The sequence below is a fragment of the Streptomyces sp. NPDC047028 genome (assembly GCF_040644095.1).
Taxonomy (GTDB): domain Bacteria; phylum Actinomycetota; class Actinomycetes; order Streptomycetales; family Streptomycetaceae; genus Streptomyces.
In genome coordinates this window covers 95,903-115,103 of the sequence record NZ_JBEYVS010000001.1, presented here as the reverse complement: position 1 = coordinate 115,103, position 19,201 = coordinate 95,903, and the positions used below count along the sequence as shown (strand labels likewise).

Annotated in this window: 14 protein-coding genes; 9 read left to right on the top strand and 5 right to left on the bottom strand. The window is 71.2% G+C overall.

From position 1 onward, the window contains the following. Window positions 1–42: 42 nt before the first annotated feature. Entirely contained in the window at window positions 43–1,287 is a 1,245-nt protein-coding gene (locus tag ABZ854_RS00565; RefSeq protein WP_361202221.1) for an ATP-grasp domain-containing protein, read from the bottom strand. Between the two features lie 316 nt (window positions 1,288–1,603). On the opposite strand from ABZ854_RS00565, the gene fahA reads away from it, so the two are divergent. The 8 genes from fahA (at window position 1,604) to ABZ854_RS00525 (ending at window position 10,992) form a co-directional block, all read left to right on the top strand. Further along, the gene (gene fahA / locus ABZ854_RS00560) at window positions 1,604–2,821 is read left to right on the top strand and encodes a fumarylacetoacetase (RefSeq protein WP_361202219.1); all 1,218 of its coding nucleotides are present in this window, start codon (window positions 1,604–1,606) and stop codon (window positions 2,819–2,821) included. Window positions 2,822–3,032: 211 nt separating this feature from the next. Beyond that, on the top strand, window positions 3,033–3,971 hold the full coding sequence (locus ABZ854_RS00555; protein WP_361202217.1) for a M56 family metallopeptidase: 939 nt from the start codon (window positions 3,033–3,035) through the stop codon (window positions 3,969–3,971). A 120-nt stretch (window positions 3,972–4,091) separates the two neighbouring features. Then, on the top strand, window positions 4,092–4,883 hold the full coding sequence (locus tag ABZ854_RS00550; protein WP_361202215.1) for a GntR family transcriptional regulator: 792 nt from the start codon (window positions 4,092–4,094) through the stop codon (window positions 4,881–4,883). 45 nt (window positions 4,884–4,928) lie between these two features. Beyond that, on the top strand, window positions 4,929–5,156 hold the full coding sequence (locus ABZ854_RS00545) for a ferredoxin family protein (RefSeq protein WP_129307466.1): 228 nt from the start codon (window positions 4,929–4,931) through the stop codon (window positions 5,154–5,156). A gap of 14 nt (window positions 5,157–5,170) precedes the next feature. Then, window positions 5,171–6,514: an ABC transporter substrate-binding protein gene (locus ABZ854_RS00540; protein ID WP_361202213.1), complete on the top strand. Its 1,344-nt coding sequence runs from the start codon at window positions 5,171–5,173 to the stop codon at window positions 6,512–6,514. After that, window positions 6,511–7,425: an ABC transporter permease gene (locus ABZ854_RS00535; RefSeq protein WP_361202211.1), complete on the top strand. Its 915-nt coding sequence runs from the start codon at window positions 6,511–6,513 to the stop codon at window positions 7,423–7,425. The genes ABZ854_RS00540 and ABZ854_RS00535 overlap by 4 nt, the downstream gene beginning before the upstream one ends. Continuing rightward, the gene (locus ABZ854_RS00530) at window positions 7,409–8,200 is read left to right on the top strand and encodes an ABC transporter ATP-binding protein (protein WP_361202209.1); all 792 of its coding nucleotides are present in this window, start codon (window positions 7,409–7,411) and stop codon (window positions 8,198–8,200) included. The genes ABZ854_RS00535 and ABZ854_RS00530 overlap by 17 nt, the downstream gene beginning before the upstream one ends. A gap of 11 nt (window positions 8,201–8,211) precedes the next feature. After that, a complete protein-coding gene (locus ABZ854_RS00525; RefSeq protein WP_361202207.1) occupies window positions 8,212–10,992 on the top strand; it encodes a fumarate reductase/succinate dehydrogenase flavoprotein subunit in 2,781 nt (926 codons plus the stop codon). Window positions 10,993–11,120: 128 nt separating this feature from the next. On the opposite strand, the gene recQ is transcribed toward ABZ854_RS00525, so the two are convergent. Next, window positions 11,121–13,103 (bottom strand): DNA helicase RecQ, encoded by a 1,983-nt coding sequence (gene recQ, locus ABZ854_RS00520; RefSeq protein ID WP_361202205.1) that lies wholly within the window; start codon window positions 13,101–13,103, stop codon window positions 11,121–11,123. Between the two features lie 292 nt (window positions 13,104–13,395). Between recQ and ABZ854_RS00515 the strand changes: the two genes are divergently transcribed. Beyond that, window positions 13,396–13,950, top strand: a complete 555-nt coding sequence (locus tag ABZ854_RS00515) for a hypothetical protein (RefSeq protein WP_361202203.1) — start codon at window positions 13,396–13,398, stop codon at window positions 13,948–13,950. Window positions 13,951–14,029: 79 nt separating this feature from the next. Here the strand turns inward: ABZ854_RS00515 and nuoN are convergent, their stop codons facing one another. The 3 genes from nuoN to nuoL are packed head-to-tail and all read right to left on the bottom strand — an operon-like array spanning window position 14,030 to window position 19,199. Next, window positions 14,030–15,679, bottom strand: coding sequence for an NADH-quinone oxidoreductase subunit NuoN (gene nuoN, locus ABZ854_RS00510; protein ID WP_361202201.1), 1,650 nt, complete (start codon window positions 15,677–15,679; stop codon window positions 14,030–14,032). Next, on the bottom strand, window positions 15,676–17,247 hold the full coding sequence (locus ABZ854_RS00505; RefSeq protein ID WP_361202199.1) for an NADH-quinone oxidoreductase subunit M: 1,572 nt from the start codon (window positions 17,245–17,247) through the stop codon (window positions 15,676–15,678). The genes nuoN and ABZ854_RS00505 overlap by 4 nt, the downstream gene beginning before the upstream one ends. Window positions 17,248–17,252: 5 nt before the next feature. Then, window positions 17,253–19,199, bottom strand: a complete 1,947-nt coding sequence (nuoL, locus tag ABZ854_RS00500) for an NADH-quinone oxidoreductase subunit L (protein WP_361202197.1) — start codon at window positions 19,197–19,199, stop codon at window positions 17,253–17,255. Window positions 19,200–19,201: the final 2 nt, after the last annotated feature.

Below are 19,201 nucleotides of genomic sequence, written 5' to 3'. Positions count from 1 at the left end.
CTTCGTGGCCTTGCCTACTTCGCGGTGGTGCCTGTGACGTGCCTACTTCGCTGTGGTGTGGCCGCCGCGGCGGTTGGTCCGCCACAGCTGGTAGAGGTGCTTCGCGCCCGGACGCACGAAGCGGGCGAGCATCGTGAGGAACGGCAGCGGATCGTCACCCGCGAACCAGGCCAGCTCCGTCCCGCTCGCACGCGCCGGCGCGTGCGGCGTCGTATAGCCGCTGCGGCGGTAGGCGAGCAGGGCGGGCAGGTCGATGTTCTCCACGACATAGCGGTGGCCGGCCCGCTGCTCCCCCTCCGGAACGGGTCGGCCGGTCAGGTGCAGGTGCTGCGCCCGTACGACGTCCACGCCCGACTCGCTCTCGAAGAGCCGGAACTGGGCGCCCATGCGGGGGTTGAAGTCGAGGAGTTTGTACTGTCCGTCGCGCCGGTCGAAACGCAGGTCCAGGTCGATGATGCCGCTGAAGCCGATCTGCTTGATGAAACGTGCGGCGAGGTCCGCGAGTTCCGGATTGTCGACGACGTACGCGTTCGCCGTCATGCCCGCGTGCGGCGGCCAGGAACGGACCTTGACGCCGGTGAACAGGGCGAGCGGGGCGGAATCGGCGTCGAAGCAGGCGTGCACGATCCAGTCCTCGGCCTCCTCCCTCGGCAGGTACTCCTGGAGGATCACCCCCGGCCGCTCGCCCCAGTCACGGGCGAGTTCGAGCAGCCCCGCGCGGGTGGCGATCCTCGTGGTGCCGTTCACCGCGGGCCGGGTGCGCCGGACGAACGCCTCACGGTTCTTGGCCACCACCGGGAAGCGCGCCGTTCCGGCGAACGCGGCGATGTCGTCGTACGACTGCGGGAAGGCGGCCGCGGGCGTCGCGAGGCCGTGCTCCACGCACAGCTCGTGCAGCCCCTGCTTGCTGGCCAGCCGGCGGGGCAGCCCCGGCTCCACGCGCGGGAAGAGGAACGAACCGGCCAGCTCGTCCTGGTGCTCGGCGATCAGGACGGCGGCCTCCTCATCCGTAGGGATGAGGACGGCCGGGCGGCCGATGCGCCGCCCTACGCGCAGCAGACCGTCGACCAGATGACCGGGGTCCTCCGCGCCGGTCGTCGGCCACACGAACGCCCGGGTGAGGTACCGGGAGGCGGCGGCCGGCGTGTGGCGGTCCTCGGTGATCGCGTACATGGGGACGCCCAGCCGGCCCAGGCTGCGGATCGCGCCGACGCCGCCGTGGTGCAGCGGGTAGTCGCCGAACTTGACGATCAGTCCGGGCACTTCACGGTCCGCCTCGACAGGCACACCGACGGAATGTACGGCCACGGGTCCCCCCACGTGTCCCCCTACGGACCGGATCCACCCCGTCCGTGTCCCCAAAGGACGCTAAGCCGGAATTGCCTACTCCGACAAGGCCCTTTCGGACATTGCGAACTCTTTAGACACCGTCCGGGACACCGTCCGCGCATCCCAAGGGGCACTGCCCAAGACACCCGGCACACCCGTAACGTGTGGCGCGACCACATGGAACACAGGGGGCGTCACCGGAGCGATCATGTGTGACGCCACCCCATGGAACGCAACGCCACGCATGGCCAGGAAGAGAGTGAGGCAGCACCCCATGCCCCCCTTCGACGTTGCCGAGGGCGACCCCTTCGGTCCGCACAACCTTCCCTATGGCGTGTTCTCGCCCTCCGGCAGCACGGAGCGAAGGGTCGGCGTCCGCCTCGGTGACCACGTCCTCGACGCCGGAGCCGCGGCCACCGCGCTCGGCTCGCCCTACGCCTCCCTGCTCGCCCGGCCCACCCTCAACCCGCTGCTCGCGGCCGGCCGCACCGCCTGGTCGGACGTGCGGCGCGCCCTCACCGCCTGGGTCACCGTCCCCGCGCACCGAGAGACGATCGAACTGCTGTTCCACCCGTTGTCGCAGGTCACCCTGCACCTGCCGTTCGAAGTGGCGGACTATGTCGACTTCTACGCCTCCGAGAACCACGCCCGCAACGTCGGCCAGATCTTCCGCCCGGACGCCGAGGACTCGCTGACCCCCAACTGGAAGCACCTGCCGATCGGCTACCACGGCCGCTCCGGCACGGTCGTCGTCTCCGGCACCGACGTCGTACGGCCCTCCGGCCAGCGCAAGGCACCGGCCGACCCGGCGCCCGTCTTCGGCCCGTCCGTCCGGCTCGACATCGAGGCCGAGGTCGGCTTCGTCGTCGGCACTCCCTCCGCCATGGGCCGGCCGGTCGCGCTGGGCGACTTCCGGGAGCACGTCTTCGGGCTGTGCCTGCTCAACGACTGGTCGGCTCGCGACATCCAGGCCTGGGAGTACGTCCCCCTCGGCCCGTTCCTCGGCAAGTCCTTCACCACGTCGGTGTCGGCGTGGATCACCCCCCTGGAGGCGCTGGAGGACGCGCGCGTGGCCCCGCCGGAGCGCACCCACGCCCTGCTGCCCTACCTGGACGACGCGGCGCCCGAGGTGGACCCAGGCGGCTACGACCTGCGGATCTCCGTCGCCATCAACGGGCACGTGGTGTCCGAGCCGCCGTTCTCCACCATGTACTGGACGGCCGCCCAGCAGCTCGCCCACATGACCGTCAACGGCGCCTCCCTGCGCACCGGCGACCTGTACGGCTCGGGCACGGTGAGCGGCCCGGAGCCGGCCCAGCGCGGCTCGCTGCTGGAGCTGACCTGGAACGGCCGCGAGCCCCTGGAACTCCCCGACGGCAAGCGCGCCTTCCTGGAGGACGGCGACGAGGTGACCCTGACGGCGTGGGCACCCGGCGCGGACGGGGTCCGCGTGGGTCTCGGCGAGGTCCGCGGGCGGATCGTGGCGGGCTGATCGGGCCCGAGGCCGAGGGCTGCCGGAAGGCGGGTACGCGGTGCGGGACGGACGGTGGCGCCGGTGGTGATTCAGTCGCGTCCGACACCTGACTCAGGGCGGCTCTCCCCGTCATACTGACGGGGAGACGCACGCGTGGCCCGCCTTCGGGCCGTGTCGCCCGTACCACCCGACACCCGCACCCTCTCGGACCAGGAACCGGAGCCCCGGCATGACCGTCTGCCTGCTCCTGCTGACCGTCGTCGGCCTGACGGCCGCCGTACCGGCCCCGCGTGCGCTGACCAGGGCCGCCTGGACGGAACGGGAACCCGTGGTCGCGCTCTGGGTGTGGCAGTGCCTGGTCGCTACGGTGCTGCTGAGCTGCCTGACCGGGCTGCTCCTGGGCGCGGCGGCCGTCTTCCACACGGTCCGCGACCGGGTCTTCGCGCCCGCCCCGCCGGCCGTGACCGCCGCCTACGACCTCTCCGCCGCCCCGGTCTGGGCGGTCGCCCTCACCGTGCTGCTGGCCTGCGGCGCCGCCTGGACGACCGCCATGCTGGCTCGGGAACTCGCCGAGGCCCGCAGACACCGCGGCCGGACCCGGGCCCACCTGCGGGACCGCGCCCCCGACCTGCCCGGGGGACTGCCGGCCGCGCGGGGCCCCATGCTGGTGCTGGAGGACGAGTACCCGGACGCCTGGTGGATGCCGGGCCACCCGCCGCAACTGGTCGTCACCACAGGGGCGCTGCAGCGCCTGACCGACCACCAGCTGGACGCCGTCCTCACGCACGAGCGCGGCCACGCCCGCGCCCACCACGACTGGCTGCTGCACCTGTCCAGCGCGCTGGCCACGGGCTTCCCCCACGTCCCGCTGTTCGCCCACTTCTGCGACCAGACGCACCGCCTGGTCGAACTGGCCGCCGACGACACGGCGTCCCGGCGCTGCGGCCACCTCACCACAGCCCTCGCCCTGATCGAACTGAACCAGCACCGCGGCGTCCTGTCCTGCGCCTCCAGCCGCCGCCTCCTGGGCGAACGCGTGGACCGGCTCCTGGAGCCGCCTCCGCGCCTGCTCCGCCGGCACCGGGCGCTGACGACGACGGTGGCCGCGCTGGTGCCGTTGCTCCCCCTGCTGATCACGTTCGCGCCGGGGCTGACCGCACTGTCCTGAGTGGCAGAACCTATTGAATCCGCGGGAAAGCCGCAGCTCAGCGCATGGGCTGGGTGACCTCCGACTGGCGCAACATTCCCGCAACACCACTTTCCCTATCGGATGAGTATGGTTCCAGCCATGCCAGCCACCGACCGCCCCCGAGACCCCGCCGGTCCGGGCGCCGCGACCACCGTCGCCGCCCACCGCACCCGGCGTCGGCGGCGTTCGGACCGGGCCCGGCAACTCGCGGACCTGCTGCGCCGGCAACTGATCACCGGCACCTTCCCGGCCGGCACCCTCCCCCACGAGTCCACCCTCGCCATCGACTACCGCACCTCCCGCAACACCGTCCGCATAGCCCTGGACCTGCTTCGGGCGGAGGGCCTGGTCAAGCGGCAGCCGGGAGTCGGCACCGTGGTCGTCGCCCGGAAATACCCCCACGGGCTCGACCGACTGATGGGGCTCGCGGAAACCCTCCGCGAACACGGCCACGTCACCAACGAGATCCGCGCCATGGGCCCCGTCCCCGCACCAACCCCGGTCGCCGAACGCCTCCACGTCACACCCGGCACCGACGTCCTCCACATCGAACGCCTGCGCCGCCTCAACGGCCTCCCCCTCTCCCTCGACGACACCTACATCCCGCTCGACCTCGGCACCGCCCTGCTCGGCACCGACCTGGAGAACACCGACGTCTTCCGGCTGCTGGAAGCCATCACCGGACAACACCTCGGCCACGCCGACATCACCCTGGAGGCGGTCAACGCGGACACCCACTCCGCGGCGGTGCTCCATGCCCCCCGGGGCGCGGCCGTCCTCATGCTGGAACGCCTCACCCACCTCGGCGACGGCCGGCCCGTCGACCTGGAGTTCATCCGCTTCCGCGGCGACCGCATCACCATGAGCGGCCTGCTGCACCGGTCGCTGTAAACCGCGCCCCAACCACCCCTGCCTGCACGTTTCCTGGAGACAGCCATGCCCATGGTGCCCCAGCGGGCCGACGTGCCCGTGACCATCGACGAATCGAAGTGCATCGACGGCTGCACGCTGTGCGTGGACATGTGCCCGCTGGACTCCCTCGCCATCGACGAGAGCAACGGCACGGCGTACATGCACGTCGACGAGTGCTGGTACTGCGGCCCCTGCGCGGCCCGCTGCCCCACCGGAGCCGTCACCGTCAACATGCCCTACCTGCTCCGGTGAGAGGCCGAACCACCATGAAACGCACAGCAACCGCCCTGTCGGCCGCCGTACTCCTCCTCCCCCTGTCCGCCTGCGGCGGGAGCGCTCAGGCAGGCAGCGGCACGACGGTCACCGTGACCGTCGGCTACCAGTCCAAGACCATCAACACCGTCACCGCCGGAACACTCCTGCGCTCCCTCGGCTACTTCGAGCGGCAGCTCGACGCCCTGCACGACGGCCACACGTACAAGGTCGACTGGCAGGACTACGCCACCGGTGCCCCGATCACCGCCCAGATGACGGCGGGGAAGATCGACATAGGTTCCATGGGCGACTTCCCGCTCCTGCTCAACGCGGCCCGCGGCACGCAACTCGGCCGCCCCACCCACCTGGTCTCCGTCACCGGCTACAACCTGCGCGGCGGCCTCAACACCGTGGTCACGGCACCCGGTTCCGCTCTGACAGACCTGAAGGACCTGAAAGGCAAAAAGATCTCCACGAGCGTCGGCTCCGCCGCCGACGGCACGCTCGTACGGGCGCTGCAGCGCGCTGGAATCGACCCGAACACCGGCATCGCGAAGCTGAACCAGCAGCCCGCCGTGGGTGCTTCGTCGCTGTCCGCCGGCAGCGTGGACGCGTTGTCGCAGTTCGTCGCCTGGCCGGGTCTGCTCGCCTACCAGGGCAGGGCGAAGGCCCTGTACGACGGCGCCCAGCTGAAGCTGCCCACGTTCCACGGGGTCACAGCCCGCGCGGACTTCGCCAAGCAACGGCCCACCGTCCTGGAAGCCTTCCTCAAGGCCCAGACCGAGGCGACCGACTACCTGAACGCACACCCCGTCACCGCCGCAGAGAAAGTCGCCGAAGCCACCGGCCTCCCGGCCGAAGTCGTCTACCTCTACAACGGCGCCCACGGCATCGCCACCTTCGACCCGGCCGTCAAACCCCGGCTCGTCACCGCACTGAAGCAGGACGTGTCCGTACTGAAGGCGGCCAAGCTGACGGGCGACATCGACGTGGACTCCTTCGTCGACGACCAGTACGTGAAGCACGCTCTCGGCGCCGCCTACGCACGACGCCTCACCGCCGCACCTCCACCCGCCCGGAGCGAGGTGTGGCCCAAGGGCAGCGAGAAGACAACAGCGTTCCCCTCCCCCCGGCAACTGCTGGCCTACCTCGCCAGGCATCCCGACGGCATCCGGGCCGCCTACGTCCCCGACACCACCACCGGCACCCTCTGGTTCGCCGACAAGTCCGTCTGGGTGGCCGACGGCAGCCGGTTGCTGCCCTTCGTCACCCCGGCGACCGCCCGGGCCTACGTCTCCGGCCACCAGGGCGCCCGGACGATCCCTTACCGAGAAGCACTGGAGCGGGCGTCATGATCCGGTTTCCCCTGGCCCGATATGCCCTGCGCGTGGCGTCGCTGACCGCCGCGCTCGGCCTGTGGCAGCTGCTGACCGGTCTGGACGTCGACCTGTGGCTGCGGTTCTCGCAGTTCCCGACGGTCACCGACGTGGCTCGCGCCTTCGGCGACCGGCTCTCCGGCACCGACTACTGGACCGACCTCACCGACAGCCTGACCCGCATCCTCACCGGCTTCGGGCTGGCCGCGGTCCTGGGCGTGGCGACAGGCGTGCTCGTGGCGCGTTCGCGCCTCGCCGAGGACCTTCTCGGCCCCGTCCTGGAGGTCGTCCGCCCGATACCCGCCATCGCGCTCGTCCCCGTCGCGATCCTGCTCTTCCCCTCCAACGAGCAAGGCATCGTCTTCATCACCTGCACCGCCGCCTTCTTCCCCGTGCTGGTCTCCACCCGGCACGCGGTACGCGCGCTCACCCCCGTCTGGGAGGAGGCGGTACGCACGCTCGGCGGCGGCCGGCTGCGGATCCTCGCCTCGGTCGTCCTGCCCGGCGCGCTGCCCGGCATCTTCGGCGGCTTGTCGGTCGGCATCGGCGTCTCGTGGATCTGCGTCATCTCCGCCGAGATGATCTCCGGCCAGTACGGCGTGGGCTACCGCACCTGGCAGGACTACACGGTGGTGAACTACCCGGGCGTCTTCGTCGGCATGGTCACGATCGGCGTCCTCGGCTGGGTCACCTCCACGGCCGTCGAACTCCTCGGCCGACGTCTGACCCGATGGCTCCCCCGCACCTCGTACGTCCCCGGCGGACGCGCCCGCACGCCCCGGCCGGCCACCGTCGAACCCGCCTCCCACGGCAAACCCCAGCACCAGGCCCAGACCGAGCACGAGCGCCAGAACGACGCCGAGGAGGCCCACGATGAGCACCTCGTCTGAGACCGTCACCGCCGCCCCGGCCACACCCGCGCCGGACGCCGGACGCGGCACGCGGCTCACCCTCCGCGACACCGTCCTCGGCCGGCCGGGCGCCCCCGTCCTGCGCGACGTCGACCTGGACATCGCGCCCGGGGAGATCCTCACCGTCGTCGGCCCCTCCGGCTGCGGTAAGTCCACGCTGCTGCGCACACTCGCCGGACTGCTCTCCCCGCTGGCCGGTGCGGTCGAGCAGGACGGCGCCGCACTGACCGGCCCGTCCGCCGACCGGGCGCTGGTGTTCCAGGACGACGCGCTGCTGCCCTGGCGCTCGCTGCGCGCCAACGTCGAACTGCCGCTCGCCATCAAGGGAGTGGCGCGTGCGGACCGCCGTACCGAAGCCGAGTCCTGGCTGGCCCGGGTCGGGCTGTCCGCACAGGCCCGGCAGGTACCGCACCGCGTCTCCGGGGGGCAGCGCCAGCGCGCGCAACTGGCCCGCGCGCTGGCCGGCAGCCCCCGGGCGGTCCTCATGGACGAACCGTTCGGCGCGCTCGACGCCCAGGCCCGGGCCGGCATGCAGGACCTGCTGGTCGACGTGTTGCGGGGCACCGGCGCCACCGTCGTCTTCGTCACCCACGACGTCGACGAAGCCCTCTTCCTCGGCGACCGGGTGGCGCTCCTCGGCTCCGGCCGGCTGTCCGCCGTACACGACGTTCCCCGCCCGCGCGAGCGCGGCGCCCTCGACGACCGGGCCCGCTCGGCCCTGCGCCGCTTTGTCCTCTCCTCGCTCGGCACCTGAAAGGCACCCTGGTGACCACCCACGCGAACGCCCCCGCGCGAACCCCCCTGGAGATTCCCGCCGTCACCGACGCAGACGAGCTGGTCTGCGACGTCCTCGTCATCGGCGGCGGAACCGCCGGCACCATGGCCGCCCTCACCGCCGCCGAGCGGGGTGCGGACGTCCTCCTCCTGGAGAAGGCCCACGTCCGCCACTCCGGGGCGCTCGCCATGGGCATGGACGGCGTCAACAACGCGGTCGTCCCCGGCCGCGCCGAGCCCGACGACTACGTCGCCGAGATCACCCGCGCCAACGACGGGATCGTCGACCAGTCCACCGTCCGCCAGACGGCCACCCGCGGGTTCGCGATGGTCCAGCGACTGGATTCGTACGGGGTCAAGTTCGAGAAGGACGAGCATGGCGCGTACGCGGTCCGCCAGGTGCATCGCTCCGGCTCGTACGTACTGCCGATGCCGGAAGGCAAGGATGTCAAGAAGGTCCTGTACCGGCAGTTGCGGCGTCGTGAGATGCGGGCGCGGATTCGTCTGGAGAACCGGGTGATGCCGGTGCGCGTGCTGACGTCGCCGGACGACGGGCGGGCTGTCGGCGCCGTCGGGTTCCACACCCGCACCGGTGCGTTCGTCACCGTCCGCGCGGGGGCGGTCGTCCTCGCCACCGGCGCCTGCGGCCGCCTCGGACTGCCCGCCTCCGGCTACCTCTACGGCACCTACGAGAACCCCACCAACGCCGGCGACGGATACGCCATGGCCTACCACGCCGGCGCCGAGCTGACCGGTATCGAGTGCTTCCAGATCAACCCGCTGATCAAGGACTACAACGGGCCCGCCTGCGCCTACGTCGCGAACCCCTTCGGCGGCTACCAGGTCAACCGGCACGGCGAGCGCTTCGTCGACTCCGACTACTGGTCCGGACAGATGATGGCCGAGTTCGCCGCCGAGGTCGCCAGCGACCGCGGCCCGGTGTACCTCAAGCTCAGCCATCTGCCCGAGGAGTCGGTCTCCGCCCTCGAGTCGATCCTGCACTCCACCGAGCGGCCCACCCGCGGCACCTTCCACGCCGGCCGCGGGCACGACTACCGCACCCACGACATCGAGATGCACATCTCCGAGATCGGCCTGTGCGGCGGCCACTCCGCCTCCGGCGTCCGCGTCGACGCACACGCCCGTACGACGGTCCCCCGCCTGTACGCCGCCGGGGACCTCGCCTGCGTCCCGCACAACTACATGATCGGCGCCTTCGTCTTCGGTGACCTCGCGGGCGCCGACGCCTCCCAGTACGCGGCGTACCAGGGGGAGCTTCCCGCGGACCAGGTGCGTGAGGCGCACGAGTTGATCTACCGCCCGCTGCGCCATCCTGACGGTCCGCCGCAGCCCCAGGTCGAGTACAAACTGCGCCGCTTCGTGAACGACTACGTGGCACCGCCCAAGTCCGGGGCCCGGCTCTCCCTCGCCGTGGAGGCCTTCGAACGGATGCGCGCCGACATCGCCGCGATGGGTGCCCGCACCCCGCACGAGCTGATGCGCTGCGCCGAGGTCACCTTCATCCGTGACTGCGCGGACATGGCCGCGCGCGCCTCCCTGGCCCGCACGGAGTCCCGCTGGGGCCTCTACCACGACCGCGTCGACCATCCCCGGCGCGACGACGCCTCCTGGTTCCACCATCTCGACCTGCACAAGTCCCCCTCTGGTGTCATGGAGTTCACGGCCCGCCCCGTAGCTCCCTATCTGGTCCCTGTCGAAGGGTTCACGCCGGTCGGCGGCCCTTCCCGGCGGCTGGGCGAAGTCCGTCCCGAGGACGTGGCCACGGCCGGCCCGCGCGACACGGCACCGGTCGCGGTGGGACCGACGTCCTCCCGCGCGGCCGGGTTCGCCGGCGAAGGCACCGTGAACACCGCCTCGCCCCGGCTGCTGGAACTGCTGGAGCTGGCCGAGCAGGAACCGGATCTGGCTTCCCTCCGGCCCTACTTGGCCGACTCCGAGCCCGCGGTCCGCCGTACGGCCGTCTCCGTCCTCACCGAGACCGCGCCGACGGGCAGCGGGCAGGCCCTGGCGGGCGCCCTCGCCGATCCCGACGCCGAGGTCCGCGCCGCCGCCGCTGCCTCACTGCGCGAACTCGTCGAGACCCTGCCGCCCGACCCCGCCCTCGGCGACGCCCTCACCCGCGCACTCGCCGAACCCGACCACGTGGTCCGCGCCGCCGCCGTCGACGTCCTGCGCGCCCTGCGGCTGGGTGACGCCGATGTGTTCGCCGTGCTGCTGGACGACCCCGACATCACCGTCCGCGTCGAGGCCGTAGGTGCGCTCGTGTCGGTCGACGCCGTCCAACCGCTGACGGGCGCGGCGCACGATCCCTCCCGGGAGGTCCGCGTCACAGTGGCCAAGGCCCTGGCGGTGGTCGGTTCGGCGCCCGTGAGCGGGCCGGACAGGACACTGCTCACCCGCGCCCTGGACCGTCTCACCGAGGACGCCGACCCGCTGGTACGGGGTGCCGCCCTGGAGGCGGTGGCCTCCACCGGCTGCCCGGAGCGTATCGCCACCCGCGCCGTGGCGGCCCTGGCCGACCCGGCCTGGCAGGTGCGATCGGGAGCCGCCACGGCCCTGTCGGCCGCGTCCCCCGAGACAGCGATTCCGGCCCTCGCCAAGGCCCTCGCCGACCCGAACGCCGACGTGCGCAAGACGGCGGTCCTGGCCCTGACCCGGCATCGCACCACCGCCGAGGCCCGTGCGGCCCTCGCGACAGCCACCTCCGATTCGGACGCGGACGTCAGGGCGTACGCGGCACGCGGCCTGTGAGGTTCCTGCCCTGCCCATGGCCTGCCGCGCCGCTCGGACCCGGGCCCGGGCCCTGCAATGCCTCGACAACGGCTCGCGCGGGTTGGCGACGGCGCGGTCGGCCGGACCTGGCCGCGCCCGGATCCGGGCTATATCCAGTCGTCGGGTTCCGGCTCGTCCGCCGGCTCGGGCCAGTCCTCCGCCTCGGGGGACCGGGCCGGCTCCGGGGACGCCACGGTGGCCGCACCGGGCTCGTTCAGGGCGGCCAGCACCGCCAGCACTCCCTCGCCGTAGGTCGCGAGTTTCTTCTCGCCGACGCCACCGACCGTGCCCAGCTCCCGCACCGAAGCCGGCCACAGGGTGACGATCTCCCGCAGGGTGGCGTCATGGAAGATGACATACGCCGGGACGCCCTGTTCACGTGCCTGCTCGGCGCGCCAGGCGCGCAGCGCCTCGAAGGCGGGGAGCAGCTCGGCGGGCAGCTCGGCCGCGACGGCGCGGGCCTTGCCGGCGCCCCGCCCGGAGGAACCGGACGAGCCACCCGACCGGGAGCCCGACGGTTTCTTTGGCTCCTTGCGCAGCAGCACCTCACGCTCGGCGCGCAGTACCGAACCGCTGGTCTCGGTGAGGACCAGCGTGCCGTACTCGCCCTCCACCGCGAGGAGCCCCTGAGCCAGGAGCTGGCGGACGGCGCCCCGCCACTCGCCCTCGCCGAGGTCGCTGCCGATGCCGAAGACGGACAGCTGGTCGTGGTCGAACTGGATCACCTTCGCGGTGCGCTTGCCGAGGAGGATGTCAACGATCTGCAGGGCCCCGAACTTCTGCCCGCGCTCCCGCTGGAGCCGGACGACGGTCGAGAGGATCTTCTGCGCGGCGACGGTGCCGTCCCAGGTCTCCGGCGGGGTCAGGCAGGTGTCGCAGTTGCCGCAGCCCGCCGGGCCCGGTTCCTGGCCGAAGTAGGCCAGCAGCTGGCCACGGCGGCACTGGGCGGTCTCGCACAGCGCGAGCATCGCGTCCAGGTGGGCGGTGGCCCGGCGGCGGAACGCCTCACCACCCTCGCCGGACTGGATCAGCTTGCGCTGCTGTATGACGTCGTTCAGCCCGTACGTCATCCAGGCCGTGGAGGGCAGGCCGTCCCGGCCGGCGCGGCCCGTCTCCTGGTAGTAGCCCTCGATGGACTTGGGCAGGTCGGTGTGGGCGACGAAGCGGACGTCCGGCTTGTCGATGCCCATGCCGAAGGCGATGGTCGCCACCACGACCAGGCCGTCCTCCCGCAGGAACCGGGACTGGTGCGCGGCGCGCGTGCCGGCGTCCAGGCCCGCGTGGTACGGCACCGCCTCGATGCCGTTGGCGGTCAGGAACTCCGCGGTGCGCTCCACGGAGTTGCGGGAGAGGCAGTACACGATGCCGGCGTCGCCCGCGTGCTCCTCCCGGAGGAAGGACAGCAGCTGCTTCTTGGGGTCGGACTTGGGCACGATCCGGTACTGGATGTTGGGCCGGTCGAAGCTGGCCACGAAATGACGGGCCGAGGGCAGGCCCAGCCGCTGGGTGATCTCCTCGTGGGTGGCTCGGGTGGCTGTCGCCGTGAGCGCGATCCGGGGGACGTCCGGCCAGCGTTCGCCGAGGAGGGACAGGGCGAGGTAGTCGGGACGGAAGTCGTGGCCCCACTGGGACACGCAGTGCGCCTCGTCGATGGCGAAGACGGAGATCTTGCCGCGCGAGAGCAGGTCGAGCGTGGCGTCCAGGCGCAACCGCTCCGGAGCCAGGTACAGCAGGTCCAGTTCGCCTGCCAGGAACTCCGCCTCGACCATGCGCCGCTCGTCGAAGTCCTGCGTGGAGTTCATGAACCCGGCCCGCACGCCGAGCGCCCGCAGGGCGTCCACCTGGTCCTGCATCAGCGCGATCAGCGGTGAGACCACCACACCGGTGCCGGGTCTGACCAGGGCCGGGATCTGGTAGCAGAGCGACTTGCCGCCGCCGGTCGGCATGAGGACGAGGGCGTCGCCGCCCGCGACCACATGCTCGATGACGGCTTGCTGCTCGCCGCGGAAGGCCTCGTATCCGAAGACCCGGTGCAGCGTGGCCAGCGCCTCGCTCTCGGCCGCGTCCGGCAGTCCTGTCGCCCCTGGCATCTCGCTGATCCCGCCTGTCCCGCGCATCGTCCTGTCCCCCGTACGTCGTCCCTCGCGTCGTCCCTCGACCACTGCGTCCACGATAGGCGTCCGCACCGACAGCGGCGGACCACCGTCCACAGGCGACCCGCACTTGTCATATCAACCCATTGGCCCCTCCCGGATAGCCGCGTCCTGCCGCCGGGGACAGGCTGCTGGAGCGGGTCGGAGCGGGGCCCGCTGGCCTTTCCCTGCCCCCCTTTCCGCGCTTCCCCGCCGTTTCCCGTGCCGACTGTCCAAGGAGCCCCACGCCATGATCGTTCGCCTCGCCGCTGCCGCCCTCGCCCTGGTCTCGGCGCTCGCCGTGCCCGCCTCGGCGTCCGCGCACACCACCGCCGACGCCGGCCCGCGCGCTTCCGCCCTGACCATGTCCGTCGACGAGCAGCTGGCCGAGGCATACGCGGCGACCTCCCAGTACCGCTATCTGCCGCTCGCGACCGCGGACGGGTACGAGGCCCATCTGTGTCTGGCCCGCCCCCAGGGCGGCATGGGCTTCCACTACTTCAATCCGTCCCACTACGGCTCCCTCGACCCGAAGAAGCCCGGCGGGCTCCTCTACGAGCAGGGCGCCGACGGCAAGCGGCGGCTCGTCGGCGTGGAGTGGGTCGTCCCGGTCACCGGCCCCGGTCAGAAGCGGCCCCGCCTGTTCGGGCACGACTTCGCGGGTCCGATGCCCGGCCACTACCCCGGCATGCCGCGCCACTACGACCTGCACGTCTGGCTCTACAAGAAGAACCCGAACGGCATGTTCGACCAGTGGAACCCGGCGGTGAAGTGCCCCGCCTCGACCTCGTCGTCCATGTCCTAGGGCTCCCGGGCCCCCGCGCACGCGACGGCCCCGGTTCCTCACCGGGAGGAACCGGGGCCGTACGGCCGTACCGGCCGGGTCAGCGCACGAACACTCCCGCCTGGTTGGCCAGGTCCAGGAAGTACTGCGGCGCGACACCGAGCACCACGGTGACGGCCACGCCCACGCCGATCGCCGTCATGGTCAGCGGCGACGGAACGGCCACGGTCGGGCCGTCGGCCTTCGGCTCGCTGAAGAACATCAGCACGATCACGCGGATGTAGAAGAACGCGGCGATCGCCGAGGAGATCACACCGATGACGACCAGCGGGACGGCACCGCCGGCCGCGGCCGCCTTGAACACGGCGAACTTCCCGGCGAAGCCGGAGGTCAGCGGAATGCCGGCGAAGGCCAGCAGGAACACCGCGAACACCGCCGCGACCAGCGGGGAACGGCGGCCGAGCCCCGCCCACTTGGACAGGTGGGTCGCCTCGCCGCCCGCGTCGCGGACCAGCGTGACCACGGCGAACGCGCCGACCGTCACGAACGAGTACGCCGCCAGGTAGAACAGCACGGACGACACGCCGTCCTTCGTGGTCGCGATGACACCCGCGAGGATGAATCCCGCGTGGGCGACCGACGAGTACGCCAGCAGCCGCTTGATGTCGGTCTGGGTGATGGCGACGATCGCGCCGCCCAGCATGGTGATGATCGCCACCGCCCACATCACCGGCCGCCAGTCCCAGCGCATCCCGGGCAGGACGACGTAGAGCAGTCGCAGCAGCGCGCCGAACGCCGCCACCTTCGTCGCCGCAGCCATGAAGCCGGTCACGGGGGTCGGAGCGCCCTGGTAGACGTCGGGCGTCCACATGTGGAACGGGACCGCGGCCACCTTGAACAGCAGGCCCATCACGATCATGGCGGCGCCGATCAGCAGCAGCGCGTCGTTGCCCATGGTGTTGGCCAGTGCCGGATCGACGTTGGTGACCGTGCCGTCGACGACCTGCGCGATGCGCGCGTACGTCACCGAACCCGAGTAGCCGTACAGGAGCGCGATGCCGAAGAGGGTGAACGCCGAGGCGAACGCGCCCAGCAGGAAGTACTTGACCGCCGCCTCCTGCGACATCAGCCGCTTGCGGCGGGCCAGCGCACACAGCAGGTACAGCGGGAGCGAGAACACCTCCAGGGCCACGAACAGCGTCAGCAGGTCGTTGGCCGAGGGGAAGACCAGCATGCCGGCGACCGCGAACAGCAGCAGCGGGAACACCTCTGTCGTGGTGAACCCGGCCTTCACGGCGGCCTTCTCGCTGTCGCCACCGGGGACGGCGGCGGCCTGTGCGGCGAAGGAGTCGACCCGGTTGCCGTGCGTCTCCGGGTCCAGGCGCCGCTCCGCGAAGGTGAACAGGGCGACGAGGCCGGTCAGCAGGATCGTGCCCTGCAGGAACAGCGACGGGCCGTCGACCGCGATCGCGCCCATGGCCGCGATGTGCGCCTTCGTGGTGCCGTATCCGTCGGCGGCCAGCGCGATCACCGCCGCGAACGCCGCGCACAGGGCGACGGCGGACACGAACAGCTGGGCGTAGTAGCGGGACTTGCGCGGGACGAACGCCTCGACCAGCACGCCGACCAACGCCGCGCCGACGACGATCAGGGTCGGCGCCAACTGACCGTATTCGATCTTCGGCGCGCCGATCTTCGCGATCGGGTCGGCCGCTGTTGTCCACAGGCTGTGGACGGCAACTGTGCTCACTTGGCCGCCTCCACCGCGGGCTTGGGATCCTTCTTGTGTACGTCGGACATGGTGTGCTTGACCGCCGGGTTGACGATGTCCGTGACCGGCTTCGGGTAGACGCCCAGGAAGACCAGCAGCACGATCAGCGGGGTCACGACCACCAGCTCACGCGCGCGGAGGTCCGACATCCCCGACACCGCGGGCTTCACCGGGCCCGTCATCGTCCGCTGGTACAGGACGAGGACGTACAGCGCGGCGAGCACGATGGCGAACGTGGCGATGATGCCGATGACCGGGTAGCGCGTGAACGTGCCGACCAGGACGAGGAACTCACTGACGAACGGCGCCAGTCCCGGCAGCGAGAGGGTTGCCAGGCCGCCGATCAGGAAGGTGCCGGCGAGTACCGGGGCGACCTTCTGCACGCCGCCGTAGTCGGCGATGAGCCGCGAGCCGCGCCGGGAGATCAGGAAGCCGACGACCAGCAGCAGCGCGGCCGTGGAGATGCCGTGGTTGACCATGTAGAGCGTGGCACCGGACTGGCCCTGGCTGGTCATCGCGAAGATGCCCATGATGATGAAGCCGAAGTGCGAGATCGACGCGTAGGCGATCAGGCGCTTGATGTCCCGCTGGCCGACGGCGAGCAGCGCGCCGTAGATGATGCTGATGACGGCCAGGACCAGGATGACGGGCGTCGCCCACTTGCTGGCCCCGGGGAACAGCTGCAGGCAGAAGCGGAGCATCGCGAACGTGCCCACCTTGTCGACGACCGCGGTGATCAGGACGGCGACCGGGGCGGTGGACTCCTGCATGGCGTTGGGCAGCCAGGTGTGCAGCGGCCACAGGGGTGCCTTCACCGCGAAGGCGAAGAAGAAGCCGAGGAACAGCCAGCGTTCGGTGCTCGTCGCCATGTGCAGCGAGCCACTCGCGCGCGCCTGAGCGATGTCGTGAAGGCTGAAGGTTCCGGCGACCACGTAGAGGCCGATCACGGCGGCCAGCATGATCAGGCCGCCGACCAGGTTGTACAGGAGGAACTTCACGGCCGCATACGACCGCTGCGTGGCCGCCGTCTCTTCGCCGTGCTCGTGGGCACGGTCGCCGAAGCCGCCGATGAGGAAGTACATCGGGATGAGCATGGCTTCGAAGAAGATGTAGAAGAGGAAGACGTCGGTGGCCTCGAAGGAGATGACCACCATCGCCTCGACGGCCAGGATCAGCGCGAAGAAGCCCTGGGTGGGCCGCCAGCGGCGGCTTCCGGTCTCCAGCGGGTCGGCGTCGTGCCAGCCGGCCAGGATGATGAACGGGATCAGCAGCGCGGTCAGCGCGACCAGTACCGCCCCGATGCCGTCGACGCCCAGTTCGTAGCGCACACCGAAGTCGCTGATCCAGGCGTGCGACTCGGTGAGCTGGTAGCGGGCGCCGCCCGGGTCGAAGCGGACCAGGACGACGATCGCCAGGGCGAGCGTGGCGAGCGACACCAGCAGGGCCAGCCACTTGGCGGCGGTGCGCCGCGCGGCCGGTACGGCCGCCGTGGCGACCGCCCCGACGGCCGGGAGCGCCGCCGTCACTGTCAGCAGAGGAAAGGACATCGGTATCAGACCGCCCTCATCAGCAGGGTCGCGGCGACCAGGAGTGCCGCACCGCCGAACATCGAGACCGCGTAGGAGCGGGCGAAGCCGTTCTGGAGGCGACGCAGCCGCCCGGACATGCCGCCGAAGCCGGCCGCCGTGCCGTTGACGACCCCGTCGACCAGGGTGTGGTCGACGTAGACCAGGGAGCGCGTCAGGTGCTCGCCGCCACGCACCAGGACGACGTGGTTGAAGTCGTCCTGGAGGAGGTCGCGCCGGGCCGCGCGGGTGAGCAGCGAACCGCGCGGGGCGACCGCCGGGACAGGCTTGCGGCCGTACTGCGCCCAGGCGATGGCGACGCCGACGACCAGGCAGGCCATGGTGGCGCCGGTGACGACGCCGGCGCTGATCGGTGAGTTGCCCTCACTGTGGCCGGTGACCGGCTCCAGCCAGTGCAGGAAGCGGTCGCCGATGCTGAAGAAGCCGCCCGCGAAGACCGATCCGACGGCCAGCAGGATCATGGGGATCGTCATGACCTTCGGGGACTCGTGCGGGTGCGGCTCGGCGTGCTCTCCCTGGTGTTCGGCGGCGGGCTCGGCGCTCGGTGCCTCCGGGGAGCGAGTGGGTTGGTTTTTCCAACGCTCCTCTCCGAAGAACGTCATCAGCATCACCCGCGTCATGTAGAAGGCGGTGATGGCCGCGCCCAGCAGGGCCGCGCCGCCGAGGATCCAGCCCTCGGTGCCGCCCTTCGCGAAGGCCGCCTCGATGATCTTGTCCTTGGAGAAGAAGCCCGACAGGCCGGGGAAGCCGATGATGGCGAGGTAGCCGAGGCCGAAGGTGACGAAGGTGACCGGCATGTACTTGCGCAGGCCGCCGTAGCGGCGCATGTCGACCTCGTCGTTCATGCCGTGCATGACGGAACCGGCGCCGAGGAACAGGCCGGCCTTGAAGAAGCCGTGCGTCACCAGGTGCATGATCGCGAAGACGTAGCCGATGGGGCCGAGGCCCGCGGCCAGCACCATGTAGCCGATCTGCGACATGGTCGAGCCGGCCAGTGCCTTCTTGATGTCGTCCTTCGCGCAACCGACGATCGCACCGAACAGGAGCGTGACCGCGCCGACGACGGTGACGGCGAGCTGGGCGTCCGGGGCGGCGTTGAAGATGGCTCCGGAGCGGACGATCAGGTAGACGCCGGCGGTCACCATCGTCGCCGCGTGGATCAGGGCCGAGACCGGGGTCGGGCCCTCCATGGCGTCGCCGAGCCAGGACTGGAGCGGCACCTGGGCGGACTTGCCGCAGGCGGCGAGCAGCAGCATCAGCGCGATCGCGGTGAGCTTGCCCTGGGAGGCGTCACCCGCGTGGGTGAGGACCGGGCCGAAGGCGAAGGTGCCGAAGGTGGCGAACATCAGCATGATCGCGATCGACAGGCCCATGTCGCCGACGCGGTTGACGAGGAACGCCTTCTTGGCGGCGGTGGCCGCGCTGGGCTTGTGCTGCCAGAAGCCGATCAGCAGGTAGGAGGCGAGACCGACGCCCTCCCAGCCCATGTACAGCAGCAGGTAGTTGTCGGCGAGGACCAGCAGGAGCATCGCGGCGAGGAACAGGTTCAGGTAGCCGAAGAAGCGGCGGCGCCGCTCGTCGTGCGCCATGTACCCGACCGAGTAGAGGTGGATCAGTGAGCCGACGCCGGTGATCAGCAGCACGAACGTCATCGACAGCTGGTCGAGGCGGAAAGTGACGTCGGCCTGGAAGCCGGCCACCGGGACCCAGCTGAACAGGTGCTGGATCAGGGTGCGGTGGTCGGCGCCCTTGCCGAGCAGGTCGGCGAAGAGAATCAGGCCGATCACGAAGGAGGCGGCCGACAGCAGTGTGCCGATCCAGTGGCCGACGGCGTCGAGGCGCCGACCGCCGACCAGGAGGACGGCCGCTCCGAGCAGGGGCGCCGCGATGAGCAGCGCGATCAGGTTGTCCACGA